This is a genomic window from Parabacteroides sp. AD58, from assembly GCF_023744375.2.
In the GTDB taxonomy this organism is placed as follows: domain Bacteria; phylum Bacteroidota; class Bacteroidia; order Bacteroidales; family Tannerellaceae; genus Parabacteroides; species Parabacteroides absconsus.
The window spans coordinates 1,289,809-1,316,048 of the sequence record NZ_CP146284.1 but is presented as its reverse complement, the minus strand read 5'-3'; the positions used below and the strand labels follow the sequence as shown (position 1 = coordinate 1,316,048).

Here is a 26,240-nt window from a genome sequence, read left to right as displayed (position 1 = left end):
AGTCTATTCGTTTGCTGATGAGTGAATCTGATTCATGGCTTCCTGCAGCAGGAGGTTCAATTCGTCGTCCATGGTGTTGCCGGTTGTCTCCTGATAATAACGGCGGGCAATTTCTAAAGGCGACTGCTGTTTGAGTTCCTGGATACTGAGGTGAGGCTGCTCCTCGCCGGTTTCCTTCTGCTGGCGGTTGAGTTTGATGTAGCAATACCGGCACGCCTTTCCGCGGGTCGCTTCGGAAGCCCGTTCCTGACAGTCGGGCGACAGATAATTTTCAGACAGGACATTGAGACGGATATAAGCCCGTTTGTCGTCGGGAAACTCTTTCAGCTGCTGCAAGGCTTCTTCAAACGGAAGCGGTTCTGGGGGCAAGGTAAGGCATGGCCACGGATTCTCGATCGGAATGATTTGGATTTCGGGCTGTTTCCCAGATTCAACGGTTACCAACGAAACCGAATGCGGATACGTTTCATCAAAGCTTACCGGATAGGGCGTACCGCAATAGCGAGCGCGTCCGTCGCTTCCTTTTAGGGTTTGCGGGCAATGAATGTGTCCTAAGGCGAGATAATCGTAACCTGTTCCCAATTGGTTCAGGGGAAAATAATCCATCCCGCCAATGAGATCGGTATGTCCGGTCGTATCGGAACCGGTAACAGCCAGATGTGCCATCAGTACGACTGGCAAACCTGTGGTGTTGATTCGTTTCGTCTCATCCAATAAGGTCTGGAAGAAATACGGCATCCGTTCTTCCCGTTTCATCTCCGGATCAGGACTCGGAAAGTTCTGCGGATAAACGTGAGGCACCGGGAGAATGTAGCCGACTGGCCGACCGTCTTTTCCGGTTACTTCGACAATGTGCCGTGTCCATTGGACTGTTTCTTCTTCCCGCTGGATGGAACCTACTACGTGCAAACCGAAACTCTCCCATAAACTTCGGGTGATTTCGAGTTTGGAACTGCTGTCGTGGTTGCCAGCCGTCACGACGATGGTCATCGATGGACACCGCCGGTGAATCTCCAACATGGCTTCGGTGTACATCTTCTGTACGGCTGCCGAAGGCGATGAATAATGGTAAACATCTCCACTTACGAGAAGAGCATCCGGCTGTTCGCGCTCCACGATTTCCGCCAATTGCAGGAGAAATGCCTGTTGCTCTTCTGTTCTGTCGTAATTATATAAGGTATGGCCCAGATGCCAGTCGCTGGTATGAATCAGTTTCATGTCTGTTGCTTTTTGGATGTCTAAAGATACATATTTTTCCGAAGTAAAACTTATTGGAGATAATTGATGCATTCAAAAAAGGTGTATAGTGATTGTGTATATGGAAGAAATGCTTCCAACGTCTGCAGTCGGGTACTTCTCATAAATTATTCGTACCTTGCATCCGTTTAAATCAAGAAAAAGATGGCAGATAATTATATTGAAAGGAAAATGGAAGAGTTGGAAGCCCGCAAGGCGATGCCGAAGAAACCGGTAAGTAATCGTGCCGGACACAAACGCCGGGTGTTTGTAACGGGTGGAGCTTCGGGTATCGGTAAAGCTATCGTGAAGGCTTTTAGTAACGAAGGTTACCGGGTGGCGTTTTGCGACCGCGATGCGGAGCGGGGAAAAGAAACGTCGAAGGAAACCGGGGCGCTTTTCTTTCCGGCGGATGTCAGTGATAAAGAGGCTTTGGAATCTTGTCTGCAGCAACTGTTTGACCGCTGGGGCGATGTGGATATCTTGATCAATAATGCCGGAATCAGCGAGTTTTCTCCTCTGACAGAAACGACGGTGGAAGAATTCGACCGGATTTTATCGATCAATCTGCGGCCGGTCTTCGTGGCTTCCCGTTATCTGGCGTTACACCGGAAGCAACAGACATTTCCAAATCCTTACGGGCGTATTATCAATCTCTGTTCGACTCGTTATTTGATGAGTGAGGCCGGCACCGAAGGATATTCAGCTTCGAAAGGAGGTATTTATTCCTTGACGCATGCGTTGGCTGTTTCTCTGGCGGAATGGCATATTACTGTCAATTCGATTTCCCCTGGCTGGATAGCGACGCATGATTATGACCAACTGACAAGTCAGGATCATTTGCAACATCCTTCAGGAAGAGTCGGGCGGCCGGAAGATATTGCCCGGATGTGTGTCTTCTTGTGTCAGGACGGAAATGACTTTATCAACGGCGAAAACATCGTGATCGATGGCGGAATGACCAAAAAGATGATCTATGTGGAATAATGCTTTCTATTCGGATTTACTGGAGCTGTGCCGGCAGGAAGCACTGGATATCCGGACGAAATATGCTAAGCTGTACCGGATTTTCCTGGAAATATTGAAAGAAAAGACACGCGACTGTTCGTTCGATTTCTCCGGTCCGTTTGCTCGGATGGATTATCTGTGTAAGGAATTGGGCTATGAGGAAGCGGACTATAAGCGGATCAATGCCTTGCGTGCTCGTTGCCGTTCCTTGCATGACGCCAATGAAGCTGTATTGGAGAAAACGTTTCTGCAAGATATGAAAGTCTTGTCGGAGTTCGTTTCCCGTTTGTATCAGGAAAAGATTCCGGAAGAACTGGTAGCATGTTTGCCTGCTACTTATCGCTATGCAGTTAAATCTGCCTCTCCGTTGGGCTCTTATTTGCGTGTGTTGGTCGATTCGTGGGACGATGAATATATTTATGGAAAGACGGAAGCCGAGGAGACCGAGTTCATACAGATACGTTACCGGCAGACCAATTACTTTGGCGACTGGAGTTATCTGCAAGACTTACTGGTGAAAGGTTCGCAACTGAACCTGATTCATCCTTATCGGGTGCAGGACGATATTTATCTGGCGGAACTGATTATCTATGAACCGGATTATCTGATCGATGTATCAGCTATCGCCAATTGTTTTGAGGCTTATGGATGCACACCGCTGACTTATCTGCTGAATAAAATCAAGCCGGCAGCCAACAGCCGGGCGATTCTCTTGGGAAACTTTGCCAGTCAGCTGTTGGATGAAGTAGTGAATGAAAAGAATCCTGATACGCCGGTTCCGTATGCCGAGAGCGTGAAACGTTTCTTTCGTGAGAATGCTCTTAAATTAGCAACGTGTCCGGATATGGATCCTTCTTTCCACGTTGATGCCCAAAAGCAGTATCACATCCTGGAGGAAATGATTCATAAACAGTTCAAGCAGGTCTGTGATTTACATCTTGACCAGATCATCCTCGAACCTTCCTTCTTCTGCGAAATGTTGGGATTGCAAGGACGTATGGACTTATTGCAGGAAGATATGCGGGTATTGATGGAGCAGAAATCTGGTAAACGGGAATACGGAACGAACCGGCATGTAGAGAAACACTATGTGCAGATGCTTTTATATCTGGCCCTTCTACATTATAATTATAACTTGCGGAATGATGAAATCTCCAGTTTCCTCTTGTATTCTAAGTATGAGGACGGACTGATGAAAGAAGGTCCGGCCCCTGAACTGTTGTTTCAAGCCATTGAAGTGCGGAATCGGATGGTTAAGCAGGATTTGTTGTGCAGTGAAGGAGGCGCGGCTGCGCTTTTTGACGGACTGACTCCGGAGGATTTGAATATAAGGCAGATTGACAATCAGCTCTGGAAACGTTACCAGCAGCCGCAATTGGCTGCTTTGCTGAAACCCATTCAGCAGGCATCCGATTTGGAACGGGCTTACTTTTACCGTTTCTTTGCCTTTATCGAGAAGGAACATATCCTATCGAAAGTCGGGACGGCCGAAAAGGAGGGGAGCGGTTTCGCCTCCGTTTGGAATAATTCTCTGGAAGAGAAGAAACAAACCGGGGATATTTTCTGTGACTTGGAAATCATTTCATTAGAGAACAGTCATGAAGCGGTCGAAGGAATCGACCGGATTACCTTGCGTATCCCGGAACAGGAAAATAATTTTTTGCCGAACTTTCGGACGGGAGATGTCGTGATTCTGTATGCTTACCCGAGAGACAAAGAACCGGATGCCCGCAAAACCATCGTCCATCGCTGCCAGGTAGAATCCATCTATTCCGATCATCTGGTATTGCGCCTGCGGGCCTTGCAGCGTAATCAGGCGGTGTTCGACAAGCCGTCAGACGATCGTTGGGCTGTCGAACATGACTTTTTGGAGTCTTCGTTTGGTTTTCTTTTCCGGGCACTGTATGCTTTTTTAGTGGCTAATGCCGACCGTCGGTCGTTGTTGTTGGGACAACGCAAACCGGTGATCGATCGGTCTGTCCGTTTGACGGGCGATTACAGCATGAACGGCGAATGTCCGGAGTTCAACGAGCTGGTATTAAAAGCCAAGCAAGCCCGGGATTATTTTCTGTTAATCGGCCCTCCGGGAACCGGAAAGACTTCTTTTGGTCTGGTCAATATCCTGAAAGAAGCCTTGAGCGAACCGGATACTTCCGTCCTGCTGGTCTCTTATACCAACCGGGCGGTCGATGAGATTTGCAGTAAGCTGGTAAAGGAAAAGATTGATTTCATCCGCATGGGCATGAGCCTTTCCTGTGACGATGCTTACAAACCCTATCTGTTGGAACGGCAGATGGAATCATGCCGGAAGGTGGAGGAAATACGGAATAAGATTCAGAATACGCGGGTTTTTGTGGGAACGACTACCAATCTCAGTTCCAATGTTTCCATCTTTACCCTGAAGAAATTTGCTTTGGCCATTGTAGATGAGGCTTCACAAATCCTGGAACCGCATTTGTTGGCTTTGCTGAGTGCGAAACATGGCGACGAAAATGCCATCGACCGTTTTGTGTTGATTGGCGATCATAAGCAGTTGCCGGCCGTTGTGCTGCAATCGGAAGCCGATTCGGCGGTGACAGATCCTCTGTTGCAGGAAATCGGATTAACCAATTGCCGCCTATCCCTGTTTGAACGGCTGCTGAAATATCAGCAGGAAGAAAACGGTTTGTCGTTTTGTCTGGAGAAACAAGGGCGAATGCATCCGGCCATTTCTTCGTTTCCCAATGAGGCTTTTTACCAGATGCGGCTTCGTCCGGTGCCTCTTCAGCATCAGCAGCAGCCGTTGCCCTGGCATGAATACCTGCCGTCCGGTTTGGAAAAACTGATGGCCACGCAGCGGATTGCCTTTGTGGTGTCTCCGCAACCACCCTTAACCCAGTCGGTGAAAACAAATCTCCCGGAGGCCTGTATGATTGCCAAGATGGTAGAAACCGTTTGGCATTTATATCAGAAGAACGGTCGCCCGTTTTCGTTGGAAAAGAGTATCGGCGTCATTGTTCCTTATCGGAATCAAATCGCTATGATTCGTCATGAGCTGGATCGCTTGGGATTAAAAGAACTGCATGACATCACGATTGATACCGTTGAGCGGTATCAGGGAAGTGAGCGGGAAGTTATCATTTACGGATTCACGATTCAGAAACGCTATCAGCTGGATTTTCTAACCGGAAACGTCTTTGAAGAAGAAGGAAATCGGATTGACCGCAAACTGAATGTCGCCCTGACCCGGGCCCGTGAACAACTGTTTCTTGTCGGAAATCCGTATTTGCTGAATCTCGATCCGCTGTTCCAGCACTTGATTTCCTTTGTGAAACAAGCAGGAATCTACTTAGATGTACCTTACATGGATTTCTGTGAAGACCACTTTCTTTATTAATCCTGAGAACAAATGATCCGGGTTGCATGCTGGCAGTTTGCTGATAACATGCAGTCCGGATCAAATCATTATTTCCGAATCCCCTTTATTTTTTACCGTTCCACCCTTGTGGAATGATCGTTTCACCTATGTGGAACGATCGTACCACCCAGGTGAAACGATCGTATCACCCGGGTGAAACGGTAAATTTGTGTCATTTAACGAATTTGGTTGACTTAAAATCTCTTTATAAATAGAAGGGGTTGACTGTAGTTTAACTTATTTATATACTGAGTTGACTCATTTTTTTGTTATTCACCCTGCAGGTTGTCTTTTCTTATTTTGGGCAAAAATAAACAAAGATCTTTTATCCTGATAAAAATAATGAAAAAACCACCGCGGTGGTTTGCCTTACGGCTGGAGGCGCGAAGCCTCCAAAGAGTTTGTCTCCACCTGGTTGGGAGAAACGAAGGCATTAGACATTTCTCCTTGGATGGCTAATTCCCGATAACTCTTCCAGCGTTTCTTTATTGTTCCCCTCATTGCGGAGGCTTCAGCAGGAGTTATACCGTCCAGACTCAAGTGAGGACGCTCATTGTTATAGAAATCGACCGCTATCCTTATAGCTGATTTAACTTCCGATACGCCGTAAAAGGATTGCCCCAAAAGGAGTTCATTCTTAATTGTATTGTTGACTCGTTCCGCCACGGCATTATCTTTGGGATTGCCGCTTTCGGTCATGCTTATCTTTATATGATGTTCCTTCAACCGGGAGATATAACTGTAACAGGCATATTGGACACCACGGTCCGAGTGATGGATCAATCCATTAAGATCCTTGCCCTTATAATAGGCCAAGGCCATGTTCAATGCGTCCAAAGGATAACGGGCTTCCAGCGTGTCGCCCACACTGTAACCGATGATTTCCTTTGTGTAGTAATCCGTTACTAAAGAAAGATAGCAGAAATCGTACTCGCCCGTTTCCGGCTTTGTCCAGTAAGGTATATAGGTGATATCGCTGACTATCAGCTGGCAGGGACGATCCGGAATGTATGTCTTAATCAGATTCGGATAGACTGGATACTCATGGTCGGAATCGGTTGTCTTGACGCGTCTTTTCCGTTTACGGACTTTCAGGCCATAACGTTCGATGATGTCATAGAAACGGTTATAACCCACGCTATGGGAACCAAACCGGCTCTGGTACATCTGCCAAAGCTTGTTCCCTCCTATGCCCGGATCTTTCCCTCGGATTTCCTTGATAAACTCCACAACGAAAGATTCTTCCATCAGACGTTGCAGTACCTTGTCCTCATGCTTATAGTAGGCTTGTTTACTCACACCAAGCAGACGGCACAGGGGAACGACCTTATACCGTTCCCTGTCCCTTTCATGCAGCCTACGGACTACTTGGTGCCAGCTTTTTTTAGCTTTATGCCATACACTTCCTCGCCATAGGCGACCATCTCTTGGTAGAAATCTGCGCGCAAACGCTCTTCGGCCAATGCTTTCTTCAGTGACGACAACTCTTCGAGGAGCTTCTTGTAGTCTTCCGGCGTCACGTCTTTTCCTTGCTTTTTCATGAGTTCTGCTTCTAGAGGATTTTCTCGTTCAAAGGTAGCTATTATTCGATAAATGCTCGAACGACTTACTCCATATTGTTGAACCACTTCCTGGATGGAGACGTTGTCTTGCTTTACCAAACGGAAAATCTCTCTTTCCTGATTCTTCCGAAACTTCTCTTGTTCATAATTGCTTTCTTTCATCTTCTTGTTTTTTAGGAGTCAACCTTATTTACAAAAAGACATTGTGTCATTTTTACATAAAAAAAGAGGGTGTCTCATTTCTGAAACACCCTCCTGAATTAGATAATATGATTTAATGAATTTCAATTACCCGATTGACTTTAGCTTTCTCTTCAGGAGTACGTTTAGGCAATTCAATAGTCAATACACCATCACTGACGTTTGCATTGATTTTATCTTTGTCAACATCGTCCGGAAGAACAAGAGCCTGCTGGAATTGAGTATAAGAGAATTCACGACGCAGATACTTTTTGTTCTCTTTGTCTTCTTCTTTCGTCTCATTCTTCTTTTCCATTGAGATAACCAATTCATTATCTTCACTCAGATGAATATTGAAATCATTCTTTGTCATACCTGGAGCCGCAACTTCAACTTTGTAATCCTTATCGCTTTCAATTACATTGATTGCAGGTGCTGTGGCATTAGCCTTAACCATCCAGTCATTATCAAAGAAATCATTGAAAATACTCGGAATCCAATTTTGATTATTATACTTTCTCATCGGTGTCATAGTTGTAATCTCCTATATTTAAATGTTTATTATTCAATTTTTCTTTGAACCCCTCCGCCTTTCGGTTTCGCGATTCACCTATGATTCTGCAAACGGCGTGCCAGAAGGAAAAATTGTCATGAGGCGGATTTGGAATTTAAACCCTCGAAAACTCTTTTAAACCTACCCCGGATGATTTTAAACTTCAGTAAAGTTCGTTGAGATAATAAGATGACATTTTGTAATGTATCGATAGACAATCTGTCATTATTTAATCTGACATACTTCGATTTTATAAGAGAGAAGACTAGTATTTGGTATCTATTTGTATGATTTGTTTTGTTTAGGAAAGAAGGATAAATCAATCCAATTTAAAAACACTGTTCTAAAACATGCAAAATGTCAACGTAAAATATCTATTGGTATGCCATTCTCTAAGTTATACTTATTTTACAAATTAAGGAATGATTTAGCCATTGTCTGCTTATTCCTAAGTTTATTGCCATTAAATACGTGCTAGTTTAACAATTATTTAGCCTCAAAATATTGAAATAAATAGAATTTTTATTTAATATTGCATTTGTTAATTCTTACCATAATGTTTAATATTTAATGCTGATAGCATGAAAAAAGTAGGGTGTTTAGTGCGAATAGGTTGCATGCTGCTATTATGTAACCTAACGGTAGATTCCGTAGTGGGGGAAATTTTACCGATAACAGAACAAGTGAAAAAAGAGACCGAGTTGAGAGGGCGAGTAACTGATGCTGCGACAGGAGAGGTTATTATTGGAGCGTCCGTTATGCTTGAAGGGACAACGATTGGTGCCATCACTGATTTGGATGGAAACTATTCTATCCCTTATCCAGGAGGAAGACATACCGTTGTTGCTTCCTATTTAGGTTATAAAGAAGCACGGGCGGTTATCACAGAGCCACAGATCTTGGATTTTAATTTGCATGCGGATGTTGTGGAATTGGAAGAAGCAGTGGTAGTAGGATATGGCTCTCAACGAAAGATGAGTGTGATTGGAGCTATTACGACGGTAGATGTGGCCGACATTAAAGTTCCGACAGGACAAATCAGTAACAGCTTGGCTGGACGTTTGGCCGGAGTGGTTGCTGTACAGCGTAGTGGAGAACCGGGGCAGAGTTCTAATTTTTGGGTTCGTGGTATCAGCACATTTGGTGAAAATAAAAATCCTTTGATATTGGTAGATGGAGTGGAGCGTAGTTTGGATTTGTTGGATCCGGAGGATATCGAGTCATTTTCCATATTAAAAGATGCGACAGCTACAGCGGTTTACGGAGTAAGAGGAGCGAATGGTGTTATTATCGTCAATACGCGTAGAGGAAAGGAAGGACAGCCCAGTGTAAATGTGAAAATACAGTCAGGAATATTGACTCCTACCAAACTTCCGCAAATGGCTAATTCTGCTACTTGGGCAAACATGTATAACATTGCAAGAACTTCCAGAGGAGCAGCTCCATTATATACAGCAGAAGAAATAGAAAAATACAGAACGCAATCCGATCCTTATTTATACCCATCTGTAGATTGGCTGGATGAATTAATGAAACCCGTTGGCGGAATTAATTTAAGTTGATAAATATGAGTAAAAAGTTGTACATGTCGCTGATTTTTAGTAACTTAGTGGTGATTAAAACATTAAGTTCAAACCATCGTATGTACAACCTTTATGCAAAATTCGTCAAAATACTTGAGATATGCAAGCAATTCTCTGAAAATCTCGTCAATGATTCGGGTAATGTTCCACGTCGTGGTCCTGTTCCCAAGTTTTCGGATTTGGAAGTGGTGGCGCTATCCCTGACGGCAGAGACCGAGAGCATTGATAGTGAGAAGTGGTTGTTCGACTATAAATTGCAAGAATACAAGGACAGCATTCCCAATCTCATATCAAGGAGACAGTTCAATGACCGCAGGAAGAAAACGTCAGGCCTGTGTGAGGAACTGCGCAAGCGGATTGCCATGGAAATGGATGGCGGAGAGGAACAATTCTTTGTTGACTCCAAGCCGATAGAGGTCTGTAGGGTTGCAAGAGGAAAACGTTGCAAGATGGGGCGTGCCGGCAATTTCTCGCAAGCTCCCGACTTCGGCTTCTGTGCTTCGCAGAACACGTATTATTTTGGTTATAAGTTACACGCTCTCTGTGGGTTAAGTGGAGTTATCCATTCCTATGATCTGTCAAAGGCAAGTGTGGCTGACCTCCATTATATGAAGGATGTAAAACATACTTATCACGACTGTAGCATCTATGGTGACAAAGGGTATATTGGAGCTGACGTACAGCTTGACTTGTTCGAAACCGCACACATAAGACTGGAGTGTCCGTATCGGCTCAACCAAAAGGATTGGAAACCGACATTCATTCCGTTTGCAAAGGCAAGAAAGAGGATTGAGACAATATTCTCACAACTTACAGACCAGTTCTTGGTCATCAGGAACTACGCGAAAATAACGAATGGTTTGTTTGCCAGAATCATTGGCAAAATTAGTGCACTTACCATTCTGCAATACGTAAACTTCATTAACGACAAGCCCATTGGCAGAATTAAGTATGCACTAAATTAATTCCGCCAACAGGTTAATGAAAGATTATACAACAGCTCAGCGTGTAAATCTGAATGTTACAGGAGGAGGTAAAGTCGCGCGGTATTACGTCTCAGGTTCATTTTATAATGAAAATGGCTTGTTTATTTCTGATCCAAGTCATGAATGGAATTCTGAAATTAATTATAAGCGTTATAATTTTATTTCAAATATTGATGTAAGTCTGCATCGGACAACAACATTAAAACTGAATGTCAATGGCGCTTTGGAAATGAAGCATCAGCCTTATTCCAGCCTTAGTGATATTTTTAGTCAGGCCGTAAGTGTCTCTCCTAATACGGTTCCTCTGTATTATCCGGATTTGGATGAATTTGGAAAGATACGCTACGCAGAAATGCCGGGAGGTACCAGTAATCCGTATAATACATTAACACAGAGCGGTTACAACGATAATTGGTGGACAAAGATCAATGCTATTATGGCATTGGAACAAGATTTCTCTGAATTGATTACTCCGGGATTAAAGGCTACTGTTAAATTCTCATTTGATTCAAACAGCTGGAATCAGATATTACGACAGGGTAGTCCACATACCTGGTATGCCAAAAACAGAGATGCCAATGGCCAGTTAATTTATGAAGAAGGTAATTTAGGCTCTAACACGCTGACATATACATCTTATGCAAATGGAGAAAGAGCTTTATACTTAGAAGGGAATATTACTTACAACCGGGTTTTTGATGATAAACATAATGTAGGAGGTTTGTTGCTCTATAATCAGAGAGACTATCAGATTGCAGCAGGATCTTCCATCGAGGCATTACCTTATAGAAGTCAGGGGTTGGCAGGTCGTTTAACTTATTCGTATGATGACCGTTATTTTATTGAAGGTAATTTCGGATATAACGGATCTGAGAATTTTGCCAGAGGACATCGTTTTGGTTTCTTCCCTGCTGCCGCTATCGGATGGGTTGTCTCCAATGAAAGTTTCATGAAAGATAAGACTCCTAATGTGGAAATGCTGAAGTTGAAAGCTTCGTTGGGTCAATCCGGTAACGATCAGATTGGTGGTGGTCGTCGATTTGTCTATTTGCCAACGATTGTGGGTGCTAATGGCACGAACTGGGGTACATCCAATACATGGGTAAATGGTATCGCTGTTGGTGAATATGCTAACGAAAATGTTTCTTGGGAGACTTCTACTAAATTTAATGTAGGTATAGAATCTCAGTTATATAATTCATTCCGTATTCAAGTGGATTATTTCCGGGAAAAGCGAGATGGCATTTTTGTTCAGAGAAAGTCTATTCCTGACTATGTCGGAGTAACAACCATGCCATGGTCGAATGTCGGAAAGATGAAGAATCAGGGTATCGATGCTACCTTGGAATATGACAAGCAGATTGGTGATTTATATCTTTCTGCACGTGGAACATTTACCTTTGCAAGGAATATACAGGTAAATGATGACCAGCCGGATTATATTGATAAATACAGAAACAGAAACGGACAACGTTATGGTCAGCAGTACGGACTGGTGGCTTTGGGCTTGTTCCGTACGCAGGAAGAAATAGATAACAGTCCTTCTCAATTTGGTGTATCTTATTTGAAGCCGGGTGACATTAAATATAAAGATATTAATGGCGATGGTGTTATCGATACAAACGATGAAGTTCCTATTGGATATTCTGATATTCCAGAAATTGTATATGGTTTTGGCCTGAGTGCTAATTATAAAGGATTTGACTTGTCTGTATTCTTCCAGGGTATAGCCAATACGACATTTTTCTTAGGTGGTGCTTATTTCCCGTTTAATTATCCGAATATTGGTCAGACTTCTTTCTTGGCTGCTTTGGATGGAAAATTCTTTGATCCGGAAAAACAGAATTTTGATGCTGAATTACCATTGTTATATAGTGAAGGATGGCATGGTAGTAATTACCAGAATTCTACCTGGTGGCAGCGGAGTGGAGCTTTCCTGCGCTTGAAAAATGCGGAAATAGGATATAGTTTGCCAAAATCGGCTACGGATAAATTATTACTTCGTTCTTTGCGCATATTCCTGAGTGGAGAAAATTTATTGACTTTTTCACCAGATATTAAATACTGGGATCCGGAGACTGGTTCACAAGATGGTCGCGGTTATCCTTTAATGCGAACAGTGAACTTAGGGTTAAATATTAATTTTTAAAGTATTAGCATGATGAAATCGAAATTTTTTATATATTTTATGTGTTGTTTAGGACTGGTTTCCTGCAATGATTACTTGGATAAGCAGCCTGATGACATGCAGACAATTGAAGGTGTTTTTGAGAAAAGATCTTCAACCGAACAATATTTGGCAAATGTATTAAGCTATTTACCACACCAATGGGATAATCTTTGTATGCAGACATATAGTACCTATGGCTGGCCTTTTACTCCAGCCAGTGATGAAGCAGAATGGGGTGCTGTACGTGCTTATGCCGTCATGCAAAATGGATCGCATTCAGCAGCTTCTCCTGCAATCAATTTCTGGACACCATTATATAGAGGTATTCGAGAGAGTAATGTCTTTCGGCAGCATGTGGGTGAGTGTGCAGAATTGTCGGAAGATGAAATAGCTTTATGGACAGCTGAAGCCAGATATGTGAATATCATGTGCCATTATTGGTTGGCAATGCTTTATGGTCCTATTATTTTGGTTAAGGATGAGGTTATAGACGTGAATGAAACAATTTATAGAGAGCGTGATTCTTGGGAAGACTGTGTCAACTGGATTACAGAAAGTTTACGGGAAGTTGCTGCTGATCTGCCAGCCAAGCAGGAAGAGATTTATGCAGGTAAACCCACGAAAGCTGCAGCATTGGCTTACAGATCAAGGATGTTGCTCTATTCGGCCAGTAAATTGATGAATGGAAATCCTTACTATGCTTCTGTAACGAAAGAAGATGGAACACCGTTGTTCTCAGTAAAGGCTGATCCGGAGAAATGGCGTATTGCTGCTGATGCCGCTAAGGAAATTATAGACATGTGTGAATCGGGTACCATGCCTTATGGACTTTATACCAGCGATTCTGAAGAAGAATGCAAAAAGGGTATTGCATACAAAAAGGTATTTACTGAAAACTGGAATATGGAACTGCTTGATGCAAAAGATTTGGGAGATGATGTTTATTTCCTTGATTTAACTCCTGCTCCTAATGGTGAAAGATTCAAAGGACATGCAACGGCTTGTGTTACACAACAACAGGTAGATGCCTATGCCATGAGTAACGGACGGTATCCTATAACTGGTTATCAGAAAGACGGAAGTCCGATTATAGATGAAACAAGCGGATATACAGAGGAAGGTTTTTCAATATTTACGGTACCTACATTTAATACGACAAATAGTGGATATACCGGAGAAGCCTATAATATGTATAAAGATCGCGAACCCCGCTTTTATGCCAGTGTTGCTTATAATGAAGGTGTCTGGCCCAATACTTCAACAGATGCTCCTATTTATCTGAATAAGTATGGTACAGAAGGCTCTTCAAACTCGGATTATAACAGAACAGGTTATTTGGTAACTAAATTTACCCATCCTTCTTCATCTGTTACGAATCCGTACGCGTTACAGTGGCGGCGCTGCTGGCCTAATTTTAGATATGCAGAAATTTTATTGAATTACGTTGAAGCGAAGATTGAATTAGGTGAAACGGCTGATGCCTTAGTTTATTGGAATATGGTTCGTAAACGTGCCGGTGTTCCTGATATTGAAAGTGTCTATCCGACGGTTACTACAGATAAAGATTTGGCTACTTTCTTAATTAGACGGGAACGTCAGGTTGAATTTGCCTTTGAAAATGTACGGTGGTTTGATTGTAACCGGTGGATGATTTCAACCGAAACAAATCATGGTAATGCTTATGGAATGAATGTAAATATTTCTTCTTTAAATAATATGCGTGCGGAATATTATAAGAGAACGGTTTTCGAAACACGCGTATTTTTGGAAAAACAATATTTACAACCGATACCTCAGTCTTCTATGACGAAGAATTTGAAATTAAAACAAAATCCGGGTTGGTAATTAGTTGTATTCTAAATTAGAAAGTTATGAAAATAAAAAATATAATTTATTTGTTATTCTTGATAGCCGGTTTTGCCTGTGAAAATGACGGTATAAATCAAGAAAATTTGGAGCAGGTGCAATCAAAAGTCTATCTATCCAAAACGGGAGAGATTGTTTATTCGACATTTGATTTTGGTGAGAGCGAATTGACATACGATGTGTATGTTAATAAAAGTGGATATTTGGATCAGGAAGTAGATGTGTATTTTGACTCTGATATTTCTTTATCAGAAAATTCAGGTGTAGACACAGAGTCTATGAAAGCTTATCCTTCTTCTGCTTATTCTTTCGACTCGGATAAGATTCATATGGATGCTGATGAGACGATTGCTAAAAATACCGTTCATATCGATTTGAATGAAGTACGGCGATTAGCAGCTGAGAATCCGCAATGGAAATATATTATTCCAATCCGGATTACAACCCAGGAAAATTCACTTGTACAGGTGAATGAAACAAAGAGCAGTTTATTTTTGAGTATCGATTTGGTTGTACCTAATGTGGAATTGGTGAATAAGGGTTCTGTTACGGACTATGCTTTTGATCCATTTAGAAATGCAGGAGAGAAAGAATTGTCACTGCCAATGGAAATAAATATACCATTTACAAATACGACATTTGATTTTAACTTTGTATCAGAGGCTGATCCTGCTTTATTGATTGCTTATAATGAACAATATGGAACAGATTATGAAATGCTTCCAGAAGGTAGTTATACCATACCTGAAGTATCAATGAGTGAAGGAGAAGAAAGTAAGAAATTCAACATAACGGTAGCTCTTGATGCTTTGGATAAAATTAATGGTGGTAAATACTATTTGTTGCCAGTTAGGATTGTTAGCAGTGGAAATGATCAGATACCGATGGAAGACGGAGCTGTTTGCTATTTCAGAATTAAACAAGCGTCTAAATGGACGGGTCGCTGGGATAATACAATTAGTGCTGGAGAGACTGGATTGTCAACAACTCCAGGAACGACGTATAGTACTGCGTTGTATTCTCGGATAGATGCTTTAGAAAATTTCACGGAGAGTACGATTGTCGCCGCATTCAATGTAATAACAGATAATGACGCTATCCTGTGTCCGGGCTGGGGTGGAACTATGTTTGAACAATGTTCTCCCATTATAAAGATTACGGATCAGGATGCCGGTAATGGAAAGAAAGTGGTAGAAATTCTAGCTGGCTGGGCAAGAGAAGGTGCTGGCTGGGAACCTGTGACTACTGCCAATAATATGAGTACTTATGATCCGGCAACGAATGAGATTTATTTGGATTATACAGGAACCTATAGTTGGGGTGACTATCATATACAACGTACATACAGTAATCAACAGGCTTTGGATTAAGTCCTTGTCGCATGGATAGAGTTTTATATCAATACAAATGGGTTTGGATAATAAAAATAGAGACAGATGATTAGGAATTTATTTTTAAGACTCAAATTCTTGTGTGCTTTGAGTTTTGTACTTGGTAGCTTTTTTATGGCTTCTTGTTCAAAAGAAACAGATGAATTTGAAGATCAGAAGGAGGTCACTGCTGACGACGAATCAGATATAGCTTCTGAACGTGATGTCTGGAGTTTTGATGTGAAAGTGATGCTGGATAGGGCAACTTATAAATTGTATTTTTCTGATGCTGATATTGTGAAAAAGAAGTTGCAGGAGCGTTTTGACGATGTGGCAGCTTTATACAAGGGGAAAAATGGCATTAACTTTTTTGATGCGGATATAAAATTTAATCCGATATTTGACGAGTCGAATGTTTATGATTCTTCTTCAGAAGATGTATTTGTGAACGGCCTAACATATCGAGGTGATTATCCATACCTTTTAATCATTGATGGTTGTATTGGCGATTATGCGGGTGAACGGGTTCATTCAGATTGGACTGGTTGGGGGCAGGAGATAGTTTGTCTGTTTGATAATGGCCTAAGTGCAGCTGATGACGGAAAGACTGTCTATGATATTTTGAGTAAATATAAAACATCTGAAGCCATAACTCATGAATTGGGTCATGCCAGAGGCGTTCCTGATATCTATGCCATGGAAGTAAAAACGAATCCTATTTGTAATTTAATTTTTTCTCCGGTAAAATGTATTATGAATGTTTGTTGGGGTGGCGATTCATGGTCTGAATATGCACAATTACTTATAAATAGGAATAAAGATTTGGTAAGAGGCGAGCCTGGCTTTTGTCCGTTAGAGGAACCTCCTTTCCCGGAGACGCTGACTTTAAAGATGTTAAAAGGTGAACAGCCGATTAGTAATGCAAAAGTGAATATATATGGATCAGTAATGTATTCGTATACTGTTGAAAATAATAGTGTGTCATCGTATACAACGGATGAAGACGGATGCATTCAGCTAAATCCCGAATCATTGTTTACAGGAACAAATGGAGATTATAAATACGGGGTTGTCTTATTAGAAATAGTCAGTTCAGAAGAAAAGTATTACGATTTTTTGCCTGTCTATGAAGTGCAAATTCCTTACTTAAAAGAAGCAAAAGATAATATACAGCTGGATATAGTTACATGAGTTATGCCGTAATAACAGGTGCTTCGTCGGGATTAGGCTTGGAGTTCGCCCGGCAGTTGGCTGAACGTGGATATGGTATTATAGTAGTCAGTAACCAGCCGGATGAGAACCGGCTGGTTGCTGAAATGCTTTGTTTGCAATATCAGGTGGATGTTCGGGTGATAGATATTGATTTAACAGTTTCTGACGCAGCTGAAGGAGTTTACCGAATGGTAAATTCTTGGGGACTTGAGGTGGAAGTTCTGGTAAGTAATGCGGGTATGCTTCTTTTTTCTACCTTGGTGCGGACTCCACTTGAACGGTTAGAACAGATTGTTCGTTTGCATTGTACAACTCCTGTTAAGTTAATCCGTCTCTTTGGTGAGGATATGCAGAAACGACAGAAAGGATATATCTTGATAACTTCTTCCTCAACAGCCTGGATGCCTTATCCGACGATTTCGCATTATGCGGCAACAAAGGCTTTCCTGAAGTCTTTTTCCCGATCGGTTTGGTATGAATTTAAGCGGTATGGAGTGGGAGTCACGGCTTTATTCCCCGGTGCCGTGGATACGCCTTTGTATCATCTAAGCGAGCAGAAGAGAAAATGGCTTAGGAGATTTGGGGTGATGCAGTCTCCTCGGGAGACAGTAGCTGTGGCTTTGCGGGCATTATTTCGGAAGCAATATAGCTGTATACCGGGTTTTTTTACGAAATTTACAGTTGTATTGTGTACATTTGTTCCCGTATGGGTGTTATTATTAATCCTGAAAGTACCTGTTATAAAACGATTGTATGAAAGTGTTTAATTGTAAGTAATTCTAATAGAAAAACATGTATGAATAAACGTATTTTTTATGTATGTTGCTTGTCACTATTACTTCCGTGGGCTGCAGCAAAGGCCCAAGTGACAAAAGCGGATTATCAGCGGTCTGATACAATCTTGAAGTTGGAAAACAAGGTGTATTCTTCTGCAGTCAAGCCGCATTGGTTGGGTGATTCACATTTCTTTTGGTATCAGAATCGGGAAAAGACAGGTACCGTCTTTTATTTGGTGGATGCTGAAACTGGAAAGAAAAATAAAGCGGTGGATAAACAGGGTCTGGCTGTTTACTTAAAAGGTAAGAATAAGCCTTTAGTAGATGAGCTGATGAAGGAAGAAGAGAGACCTCGGTGGGATTTTTGGCGAAAGAACGATAAACCGGTTGCATCGCCTGATAGTTTGTGGGAAGCGTATATCCAGGATAATAACCTCTATGTCCGTAGTCGGAAGAATAAGGAGGAAGTAACGGCACTGACGATGGACGGTATCCGGAATTATACCTATGGAAGCCGGATTATGTGGTCTCCGGATTCAAAGAAAATTGCTACAGTCAAAACTCGGGAAGTGGAAGAACGACGCATTCCGTTGTTGGAATCACGCCCGTCTACTCAGTTACAACCAATCTTGCAATGGCGGAATTATGCCAAGCCGGGAGATGTTTTGCCAGTATCAGTTCCTGTCTTGTTCGATTGGGAAAAGAAAAAACAAATTCCATTGGAAACAAATTTATATGAGAACCAGTTTGATTTATATTTGACAGGTTGGCGGAGTGACAGTAGGGCGTTTACGTTCGAGTTTAACCAGCGTGGTCATCAGCGCTATATCGTAGGTGAGGTTAATGCCGAAAATGGTAAGATTACACATTTAGTGGATGAACAGGTTCCAACCTTCTTCTATTATAATAATCGTTTCCGCTATGATTTGCAGGACGGGAAACAGATGCTTTGGATTTCCGAACGCGACGGTTGGCGTCATCTTTATCTGTTTGGCAATGACGGGCAAGTGATCCGTCAGGTAACGAAAGGTGAATGGGTTGTTCGAAACGTGGAATACATAGATGAAAATGCGGGAGTAATTTATTTCCGGGCTTCTGGTTTCCATGCTGACGAAGATCCGTATCATTTACATCTTTGCCGGATTAATTTGGACGGTACAGGTTTTAAAGACTTAACACCTGAGAATGCCAATCATGAGGTGACTTTGTCGGCCGATCATCAATATATTGTAGATGCATATTCGCGTGCAGACATGCCTTATGTATCTGTGTTGCGGAAAGTATCAGATGGATCTGTGGTGGCTTCGCTGGAAAAGAGCGATATAAGTGAATTAGTAGAATATGGATGGCAATTACCCGAAGTTTTCCATGCTAAAGGACGTGACGGAAAGACTGATATTTGGGGTAAGATCATCCGTCCTTCTACTTTTGATGCTTCCCGTTCATATCCGATTGTAGAGATGATTTATGCAGGACCACATGACTCGCATGTTGAGAAATATTTCCGGGCGACCGATCATCTTTGTTCCCGATTGGCTGAACTGGGATTCATCGTGGTTAAGATTGACGGAATGGGTACGGCCAACCGTTCTAAAGCCTTTCACGATGTCTGCTGGAAGAATCTGAAAGATGCAGGTTTCCCTGATCGTATTGCCTGGATTAAAGCTGCAGCTGCCAAATATCCGTATATGGATATCAATCGTGTCGGTATTTATGGCTGGTCTGCTGGTGGTCAGAATGCTATGGCGGCTTTGCTGTTCCATAATGATTTCTATAAGGTTGCTGTAGCTCTGTGTGGTTGCCATGATAACCGGATGGATAAAGTATGGTGGAATGAACAATGGATGGGTTATCCAATCGATGAATCTTATAGTGCCTCATCAAATGTGGATAATGCTTGGCGCTTGAAAGGAAAACTCCTGTTGATCAATGGAGAATTGGATGATAATGTCGATCCGGCTTCTACGTTGCAGGTTGTAAGTGAGTTGATGAAGGCAAATAAGAATTTCGATCAGCTCTATTTGCCGGGTAAGACACATAGTTTGGGTGGTCCGTTTGAAATGCACAAGATGCACGACTTCTTCGTTAAGAACTTGATGGGTGTTGAGCCACCGGCTTGGGATTAAGCATTTCAAAAGTGAATATTATGAAGACACGGTTTACTAATTTCGGTGAATCGTGTCTTTTTTACTATCTGTTGGGATAAATCCGTTGTGTATATAGGAAATGAAGACAAAAGTTGATTTGCGATTTCTGCATTCGTTGATAAAAAAACAGAGGCATGGAATAAATTAATCTCATGCCTCTGTAGTTTGTTAAATATAGTTGTTTCGGCACAAAACCGAAAACATATGATTTCCTCTAGTAGAAAAAGAATTATTCAATGATGGTGATCCAGCCGTAGTTATCAGGTTCGTCTCCATATTGGATAGCACGCAATTTATGATATAATGTTTCACAAACTGGACCTGGTTTGCCATCTTTAGCGATAACATACGATTTGTTTTCATCCAAGTCGTCAATCTGTGAGATCGGAGCGATCACAGCAGCTGTACCACATTCTGCTGCTTCGTCGAATGTTGCGATCTCCTCTAACGGAACAGGGCGGCATTCTACTGTCAGACCCATGTCTGCTGCCAACTGTTGCAAACTCTTGTTCGTGATAGACGGCAGGATAGAATGAGATTTCGGAGTGATATAACTGTTTCCCCGGACTCCGAAGAAGTTGGCTGGACCGCATTCGTCTAGATATTTCTTTTCTTTCGGATCCAGATACAACACAGCTGCATATCCTTTGGAATGCGCAATTTCGCCTGCTACCAAGCTGGCTGCATAGTTACCACCGACTTTGATCGTACCTGTGCCGTTAGGAGCAGCGCGGTCATATTCACGCAAGATGCAAACTTTAGACGGCTGGAAGCCTCCTTTGAAATACGGACCAACTGGTGTAACGAATACGACGAACATATATTCAGGAGCTGGCTTTACACCAACTTGTGCACCCAAGCCCAACATCAACGGACGAATATATAAAGCAGCACCGCTTTCATATGGAGGTACAAAGCGTTCATTCAGTTTTACGACTTTGCGGATTGCTTCTTCAAAGAGTTCAATTGGCAATTCTGCCATTTTAATTCCTCTACTGGAAGATTGCATACGTTTTGCATTCTCATCCATGCGAAAGACACGAATCTTTCCGTCTTTTCCGCGGAAAGCTTTCAAGCCTTCGAATGATTCCTGTCCGTAATGCAGGCAAGTAGCAGCCATGTGGATATTCAATATTTCAGAAGAACAAACTTCTAATTCTCCCCATTTTCCATTCCGATAATAACATCTGATGTTATAATCCGTTCTGATGTAACCGAACCCAAGTTCAGACCAGTTTAAATTTTCCATGATTTCTTAGTATTTGATTTTGTTGCAAAGGTATTATTAAATAGTATAAATTGTTCTTTTTCGCTTACGTTTTTTAAGTCTTTGGGCATTTTATAGGAATTTGTTTTACGATGTAGCTGAAAACGGATACAAATTCGTATTTTTGTGAAAAAAAAGAGAAGATGAACGTAGTAGATTTGATTAATAACCATCAAGGGACAGCATTTACCTTTGAAATTCTGCCTCCATTGAAAGGTAATAGTATACAGAAAGTTTATCAAGTTATTGATAAGCTGCGCGAGTTCGATCCGAAGTATATCAATATAACTTCACATCATAGCGAATACATTTACAAGCCTCAGCCAGATGGAAGTCTGCGAAAGGTGAACATCCGTAAACGTCCGGGGTCAGTGGCTATCGCTTCTGCTATTCAAAATAAATATGGAATACCGGCTGTGCCTCATATTATATGTAAGGGCTTTACAAAAGATGAGACAGAATATGCGTTGATCGATTTGAATTTTTTAGGTGTGCATAATCTACTGCTTTTGCGGGGTGATATTAAAACATTGGAAGTCGAACAGCATCCGGAACAGTATCATGAGCATGCTACCGACTTGCAGCAGCAGGTAAACCGCTTTAATGAAGGAATTGCATTAGACGGTTCACGGATTGAAGGCATTGATACGCCATTTTCGTATGGTATGGCTTGTTATCCTGAAAAGCATGAAGAAGCGCCCAATATGGATTCTGATATTTATTACTTGAAGGAAAAAGTAAAGAATGGCGCCAGTTACTTAGTAACGCAGATGTTCTTTGACAATGAAAAGTTCTATGCTTTTGAGAGTCGTTGCCGAAAAGAAGGGATAAATGTACCGATTATACCAGGAATTAAACCTATTGTGTTCCGAAACCAATTGACGGTGCTTCCTCGTGTGTTCCGTTCCGATATTCCTGAGCCATTTGCTGCCGAATTACGGAAGTGCAAAACTGATGATGAAGCGAAGGAAGTTGGTGTAGAGTGGTGTATTCAGCAGTGTAAGGATTTGATTGCCCACGGTGTTCCAAGCTTGCATTTTTATACGATGATGGCTTCAGAAAGTGTGCGTCGGGTGGCGAAAGAAATTTATTAAATGAATTAGTTGACAAAGTTTTCTTTAAATAATAACATCATGAAACATTTATTTATTGCAGCCTTGTGTATAGCGGGCTGCTTGCAGTTAGCAGCTCAAGAGCCATTGAAAGATTGGGCTAATTTTGGAAGATATCAGGAGGCTAATGCTTCTATTCAGCAACCTGTAAAAGCTGTGTTTATGGGAAATTCTATTACCGACGGCTGGCCAGTGGCTGATCCGGATTTCTTTACGAAGAACGGCTATGTAGGAAGAGGAATCGGAGGACAGGTTTCTGCTCAGATGTTAATGCGTTTCCGTCAGGACGTTATTAATCTGAAACCTCAGGCCGTTGTTATTTTGGCTGGAACAAATGATTTAGCCCATAATGATTATGCTGTGACTCCTGAACAGACATTTGATAATGTAGTTTCTATGATTCAGTTAGCTCAGGCTAATGATATCAAGGTAATATTATGTTCCACTTTACCTGCTTATCAGTTTGGATGGCGTCCGGAGTTGAAACCGGCAGAAGGAATCAAGGCATTGAATGCGAAGATGAAAGCGTATGCCGATGCTCATAATATTCTCTATGTAGATTATCATTCAGCAATGAAAGATGAACGAGATGGTTTGCCTGAGAAATATTCAAAAGACGGTGTGCATCCAACTTTGGAAGGTTATAAAGTCATGGAAAAATTGGTACAAGAGGCTTTACAGAAAGTTGTTAAATAAAGAGTTAACAAGATTTGGTCTACAAGGTTTCAGGGTTTGTTATACTTGAGACCTTGTTATTTTTTACTTGTCAACTAAACTCATAATATTGTGGATTTTACTATAGACACGAACAATAAGGAATTTCAAGAAGCCCTTCAGCTGATTTCATATACTCGTCAGTCTGTTTTTCTTACAGGGAAAGCCGGAACGGGAAAATCTACGTTCTTGAAGTACATCTGTCAGCATACAAAGAAAAAACATGTTGTACTGGCACCGACTGGTATTGCAGCCATTAATGCAGGAGGAATGACATTGCATTCATTTTTCAAACTGCCTTTTCGCCCGATGTTACCTGACGATCCGGACTTGAGTTTGAAGAATGGAAGGATTTTTGACTTCTTCAAATATAATAAAGAGCGGAAGAAGATTATAGAGGAGGTCGAATTGGTAATCATTGATGAAATTTCAATGGTGCGGGCTGATATTATTGATTGTGTCGATCGGATCTTGCGGGTATATTCGGGTAACATGCGTTTGCCTTTTGGTGGTAAACAGCTTCTTTTTGTAGGTGATGTTTTCCAGTTAGAACCTGTTGTTCCGTCTGATCAGCGTGAAATCTTGAATCTTTTTTATCCGAATCCTTTTTTCTTTTCTGCTCGTGTGTTCCATGAGATTCATCTGGTCCCAATTGAATTACAGAAAGTTTATCGTCAGCGCGATCCGGTATTTATTGATATTTTAGATAAGATTCGGACAAACGTGGTGCGTCCGTTGGATTTAAATGTTCTGAATGAACGTTGTTTTCCGCAGTTTGAACCGAAGAATGAAGATATGTACATTACTTTGGCAACCCGACGTGATCAGGTTGATTATATTAATGAGCGGAAACTGGAAGAACTGCCTGGTGAAGAGTTTGTTTCGAAAGGAGTAATTAATGGGGATTTTCCGGAGTCTTCATTGCCTACAGCCTTGAATCTTTCTATTAAGGAAAAAGCCCAAGTAATTTTTATAGAGAATGATCGGGACAAGCGATGGGTGAATGGAACGATTGGCATGGTCTCAGGTATTGATGAAGATGGGAATGTATATGTCCTTTTGGAGAATGGGAAAGAATATCTGGTAGAACGTTCTTCGTGGGAGAATTGTAAGTATAAATATAATGAGAAAGAGAAACGGATTGAAGAGGAAGTTATAGGTACGTTTGAACAGCTTCCTATTCGTCTGGCTTGGGCAATTACGGTACACAAGAGTCAGGGCTTGACTTTCAGTCGTGTTGTTGTGGACCTGAGTGGTGGCGTTTTTGCCGGAGGTCAGACTTATGTGGCTTTGAGCCGGTGCACTTCTCTTGAGGGTTTAGTATTGAAAGCACCTGTTGTTCTTCGGAATATTTTTATCAGAAAAGAAATAGTAGATTTCAGTCGTCAGTTCAATGATCGTCGGCTTATAGAACAAAGCCTTCGGGAAAGTGAAGCTGAGATGCTTTATGTAAAAGCCGCGCAGAGCTTTGATAAACGGAACATGCAGGAAGCTGTTGAGGCATTTGCTTCAGCTCTCAAAAAGCGGAATGAAATGGATAGTCCTTCCGTGCAGCGCTTGATCCGTTTGAAGCTTCAACGACTTGTGAACCAAAAGGAGAAAATCAAGGCATTACAGGAAGAACTGCATGAGATGAGAGCTGTTATGAAAGAATATGCTCACGAATATTATCTGATGGGGAATGAATGTGTCACCAAGGTTCATGATTTGGAAGCAGGTCTCCGGTGTTTTAATAAAGCTCTTAAGATGAATCCGACTTATGTGGATGCCTGGGTACGAAAAGGTGTGACATTATTCGATATGGGTGACGACTATGAAGCGTTGGTCTGCTTTAATAAGGCAATAACCTTAGATTCGCAGTCATTCAAGGCTCGCTATAACCGGGGAAAGACATTTTACTATCAAAGACATTATGAAGAAGCATTAGCCGATTTTATTAAAGCATCTCAAGTAAAGCCGGAACATATTGCAACACATGAATATCTAGCTGATTTATTTCATCTAGCTGGCGATGAGGACATGGCAGAACGTCATTCTCTCTTGGCAGAGAAATTGCGCTTGAAGGGAAAAAAGAAAAAAAGTAAATGATCAATCGTGTAGAAAACATTTGGCTATTTGGAAAGTTTTGTATTATTTTGTTATCAGATTCCATGAAAAATGCCTTATAAAAACGGAATTTATTATTTAATTTATTGCTAACTAAATATTTTATTGTATGAAAAAAGTACTTATGCTAATCAGCTTGATTTGCGCTTTTACGACAATGAGTGCGCAAGAAGGAGGACATGTTGCTCCAGAATGTACAGAATGGTATTCTCCGCAGCCTCCTAAAGTTCAACCGGGTGACAAACCAGGAAATCCGCCTTCAGATGCGATCGTCTTGTTTGATGGTAAAGATTTGTCTAAATGGGTTTCTTTGGATAAAGACGGAAAGGAAGTAGATGCCAAATGGAAAGTAGAAGACGGAGCTATGGTTGTCGTTCCTGGAACTGGCACAATTCAGACAAAAGAATATTTTGGAGATTGCCAGCTGCATATTGAATTCAAGACTCCGAAGCCAGGTCCTAATAATACTTTACAGATGAAAGGTAATAGTGGTATCTTCTTACAGAGTATTTATGAAGTACAAGTCTTGGACGGCGAAGATAATCCGACATATGTCAATGGTATGGTTGGAAGTATTTATAAACAGCAGGCTCCGGCTGCTAATGCATTCACTGGAACAGAAAAATGGCAGGTATATGATATCTATTGGAAAGCTCCTCGTTTTGGGACAGATGGTGTAATGGAGTCTCCGGCTATGATCACAGTGGTATTAAACGGTATTTTAGTTCAGAACAATTATATTTTGAAAGGAAATACTCCATATATTGGTTTCCCGACATACAAGCCTCACGGACGTTTGCCGCTTTTGTTGCAGGATCATGGTGTTCCTGTTGCTTATCGGAATATTTGGATTCGTAATTTATAAATCAGATGAGGCAGCCGTCAGGTGCGGCTGTTGAATCTTTTTCAGAGTATGTTACAAATAGTATGCTTGGATTGGCTATATTTGTAACATACTTTTTTGTTATAGATGTACCTGGCTGAAAGCAGAAGGG

The 26,240-nt window shown here is 41.7% G+C and carries 19 protein-coding genes; 14 read left to right on the top strand and 5 right to left on the bottom strand.

Annotated features, from left to right (window positions below):
- Positions 1 to 3: 3 nt before the first annotated feature.
- Positions 4 to 1,218 carry an exonuclease SbcCD subunit D gene (locus NEE14_RS05625; protein WP_251966344.1) on the bottom strand — a complete coding sequence of 405 codons (1,215 nt, stop codon included), beginning with the start codon at positions 1,216 to 1,218 and terminating at the stop codon, positions 4 to 6.
- 237 nt (positions 1,219 to 1,455) lie between these two features.
- Between NEE14_RS05625 and NEE14_RS05620 the strand changes: the two genes are divergently transcribed.
- Both NEE14_RS05620 and NEE14_RS05615 read left to right on the top strand, forming a co-directional pair.
- Positions 1,456 to 2,223: an SDR family NAD(P)-dependent oxidoreductase gene (locus tag NEE14_RS05620; protein ID WP_422394698.1), complete on the top strand. Its 768-nt coding sequence runs from the start codon at positions 1,456 to 1,458 to the stop codon at positions 2,221 to 2,223.
- The gene (locus NEE14_RS05615) at positions 2,213 to 5,620 is read left to right on the top strand and encodes an ATP-dependent helicase (protein ID WP_251966346.1); all 3,408 of its coding nucleotides are present in this window, start codon (positions 2,213 to 2,215) and stop codon (positions 5,618 to 5,620) included. The genes NEE14_RS05620 and NEE14_RS05615 overlap by 11 nt, the downstream gene beginning before the upstream one ends.
- A 390-nt stretch (positions 5,621 to 6,010) precedes the next feature.
- On the opposite strand, the gene NEE14_RS05610 is transcribed toward NEE14_RS05615, so the two are convergent.
- The 3 genes from NEE14_RS05610 to NEE14_RS05600 all read right to left on the bottom strand — a co-directional run bounded on the left by NEE14_RS05610 (position 6,011) and on the right by NEE14_RS05600 (position 7,915).
- Positions 6,011 to 6,997 carry an IS3 family transposase gene (locus NEE14_RS05610; RefSeq protein ID WP_338578838.1) on the bottom strand — a complete coding sequence of 329 codons (987 nt, stop codon included), beginning with the start codon at positions 6,995 to 6,997 and terminating at the stop codon, positions 6,011 to 6,013.
- 8 nt (positions 6,998 to 7,005) lie between these two features.
- Positions 7,006 to 7,365 carry a helix-turn-helix domain-containing protein gene (locus tag NEE14_RS05605; protein WP_251968791.1) on the bottom strand — a complete coding sequence of 120 codons (360 nt, stop codon included), beginning with the start codon at positions 7,363 to 7,365 and terminating at the stop codon, positions 7,006 to 7,008.
- Between the two features lie 112 nt (positions 7,366 to 7,477).
- Positions 7,478 to 7,915: an Hsp20/alpha crystallin family protein gene (locus tag NEE14_RS05600; protein WP_251968787.1), complete on the bottom strand. Its 438-nt coding sequence runs from the start codon at positions 7,913 to 7,915 to the stop codon at positions 7,478 to 7,480.
- A gap of 602 nt (positions 7,916 to 8,517) precedes the next feature.
- Between NEE14_RS05600 and NEE14_RS05595 the strand changes: the two genes are divergently transcribed.
- From NEE14_RS05595 to NEE14_RS05560, 8 genes are all read left to right on the top strand, one after another.
- Positions 8,518 to 9,498: a carboxypeptidase-like regulatory domain-containing protein gene (locus NEE14_RS05595; RefSeq protein ID WP_251968786.1), complete on the top strand. Its 981-nt coding sequence runs from the start codon at positions 8,518 to 8,520 to the stop codon at positions 9,496 to 9,498.
- A 5-nt stretch (positions 9,499 to 9,503) separates the two neighbouring features.
- The gene (locus tag NEE14_RS05590; protein ID WP_032536584.1) at positions 9,504 to 10,484 is read left to right on the top strand and encodes an IS982-like element IS1187 family transposase; all 981 of its coding nucleotides are present in this window, start codon (positions 9,504 to 9,506) and stop codon (positions 10,482 to 10,484) included.
- A 16-nt stretch (positions 10,485 to 10,500) separates the two neighbouring features.
- On the top strand, positions 10,501 to 12,654 hold the full coding sequence (locus tag NEE14_RS05585; RefSeq protein WP_251966909.1) for a SusC/RagA family TonB-linked outer membrane protein: 2,154 nt from the start codon (positions 10,501 to 10,503) through the stop codon (positions 12,652 to 12,654).
- Between the two features lie 12 nt (positions 12,655 to 12,666).
- The gene (locus NEE14_RS05580) at positions 12,667 to 14,520 is read left to right on the top strand and encodes a RagB/SusD family nutrient uptake outer membrane protein (protein ID WP_251966908.1); all 1,854 of its coding nucleotides are present in this window, start codon (positions 12,667 to 12,669) and stop codon (positions 14,518 to 14,520) included.
- Between the two features lie 26 nt (positions 14,521 to 14,546).
- Positions 14,547 to 15,911 (top strand): DUF1735 domain-containing protein, encoded by a 1,365-nt coding sequence (locus NEE14_RS05575; protein ID WP_251966907.1) that lies wholly within the window; start codon positions 14,547 to 14,549, stop codon positions 15,909 to 15,911.
- A 66-nt stretch (positions 15,912 to 15,977) separates the two neighbouring features.
- Positions 15,978 to 17,102 (top strand): hypothetical protein, encoded by a 1,125-nt coding sequence (locus tag NEE14_RS05570; protein WP_251966906.1) that lies wholly within the window; start codon positions 15,978 to 15,980, stop codon positions 17,100 to 17,102.
- On the top strand, positions 17,099 to 17,890 hold the full coding sequence (locus tag NEE14_RS05565; protein WP_251966905.1) for an SDR family NAD(P)-dependent oxidoreductase: 792 nt from the start codon (positions 17,099 to 17,101) through the stop codon (positions 17,888 to 17,890). Before NEE14_RS05570 ends, NEE14_RS05565 begins: the two co-directional genes overlap by 4 nt.
- Before the next feature lie 29 nt (positions 17,891 to 17,919).
- Positions 17,920 to 20,025, top strand: a complete 2,106-nt coding sequence (locus tag NEE14_RS05560) for a DPP IV N-terminal domain-containing protein (protein ID WP_251966904.1) — start codon at positions 17,920 to 17,922, stop codon at positions 20,023 to 20,025.
- 250 nt (positions 20,026 to 20,275) lie between these two features.
- On the opposite strand, the gene NEE14_RS05555 is transcribed toward NEE14_RS05560, so the two are convergent.
- Complete coding sequence (locus NEE14_RS05555; protein WP_251966903.1) at positions 20,276 to 21,295, bottom strand: branched-chain amino acid aminotransferase; 1,020 nt, start codon at positions 21,293 to 21,295, stop codon at positions 20,276 to 20,278.
- 161 nt (positions 21,296 to 21,456) lie between these two features.
- Between NEE14_RS05555 and metF the strand changes: the two genes are divergently transcribed.
- From metF to NEE14_RS05535, 4 genes are all read left to right on the top strand, one after another.
- A complete protein-coding gene (gene metF, locus NEE14_RS05550) occupies positions 21,457 to 22,407 on the top strand; it encodes a methylenetetrahydrofolate reductase [NAD(P)H] (RefSeq protein WP_251966902.1) in 951 nt (316 codons plus the stop codon).
- Between the two features lie 39 nt (positions 22,408 to 22,446).
- Positions 22,447 to 23,121, top strand: a complete 675-nt coding sequence (locus NEE14_RS05545) for an SGNH/GDSL hydrolase family protein (protein WP_251966901.1) — start codon at positions 22,447 to 22,449, stop codon at positions 23,119 to 23,121.
- 90 nt (positions 23,122 to 23,211) lie between these two features.
- A complete protein-coding gene (locus NEE14_RS05540) occupies positions 23,212 to 25,227 on the top strand; it encodes an AAA family ATPase (RefSeq protein ID WP_251966900.1) in 2,016 nt (671 codons plus the stop codon).
- Between the two features lie 127 nt (positions 25,228 to 25,354).
- Complete coding sequence (locus tag NEE14_RS05535; protein WP_251966899.1) at positions 25,355 to 26,110, top strand: 3-keto-disaccharide hydrolase; 756 nt, start codon at positions 25,355 to 25,357, stop codon at positions 26,108 to 26,110.
- Positions 26,111 to 26,240: the final 130 nt, after the last annotated feature.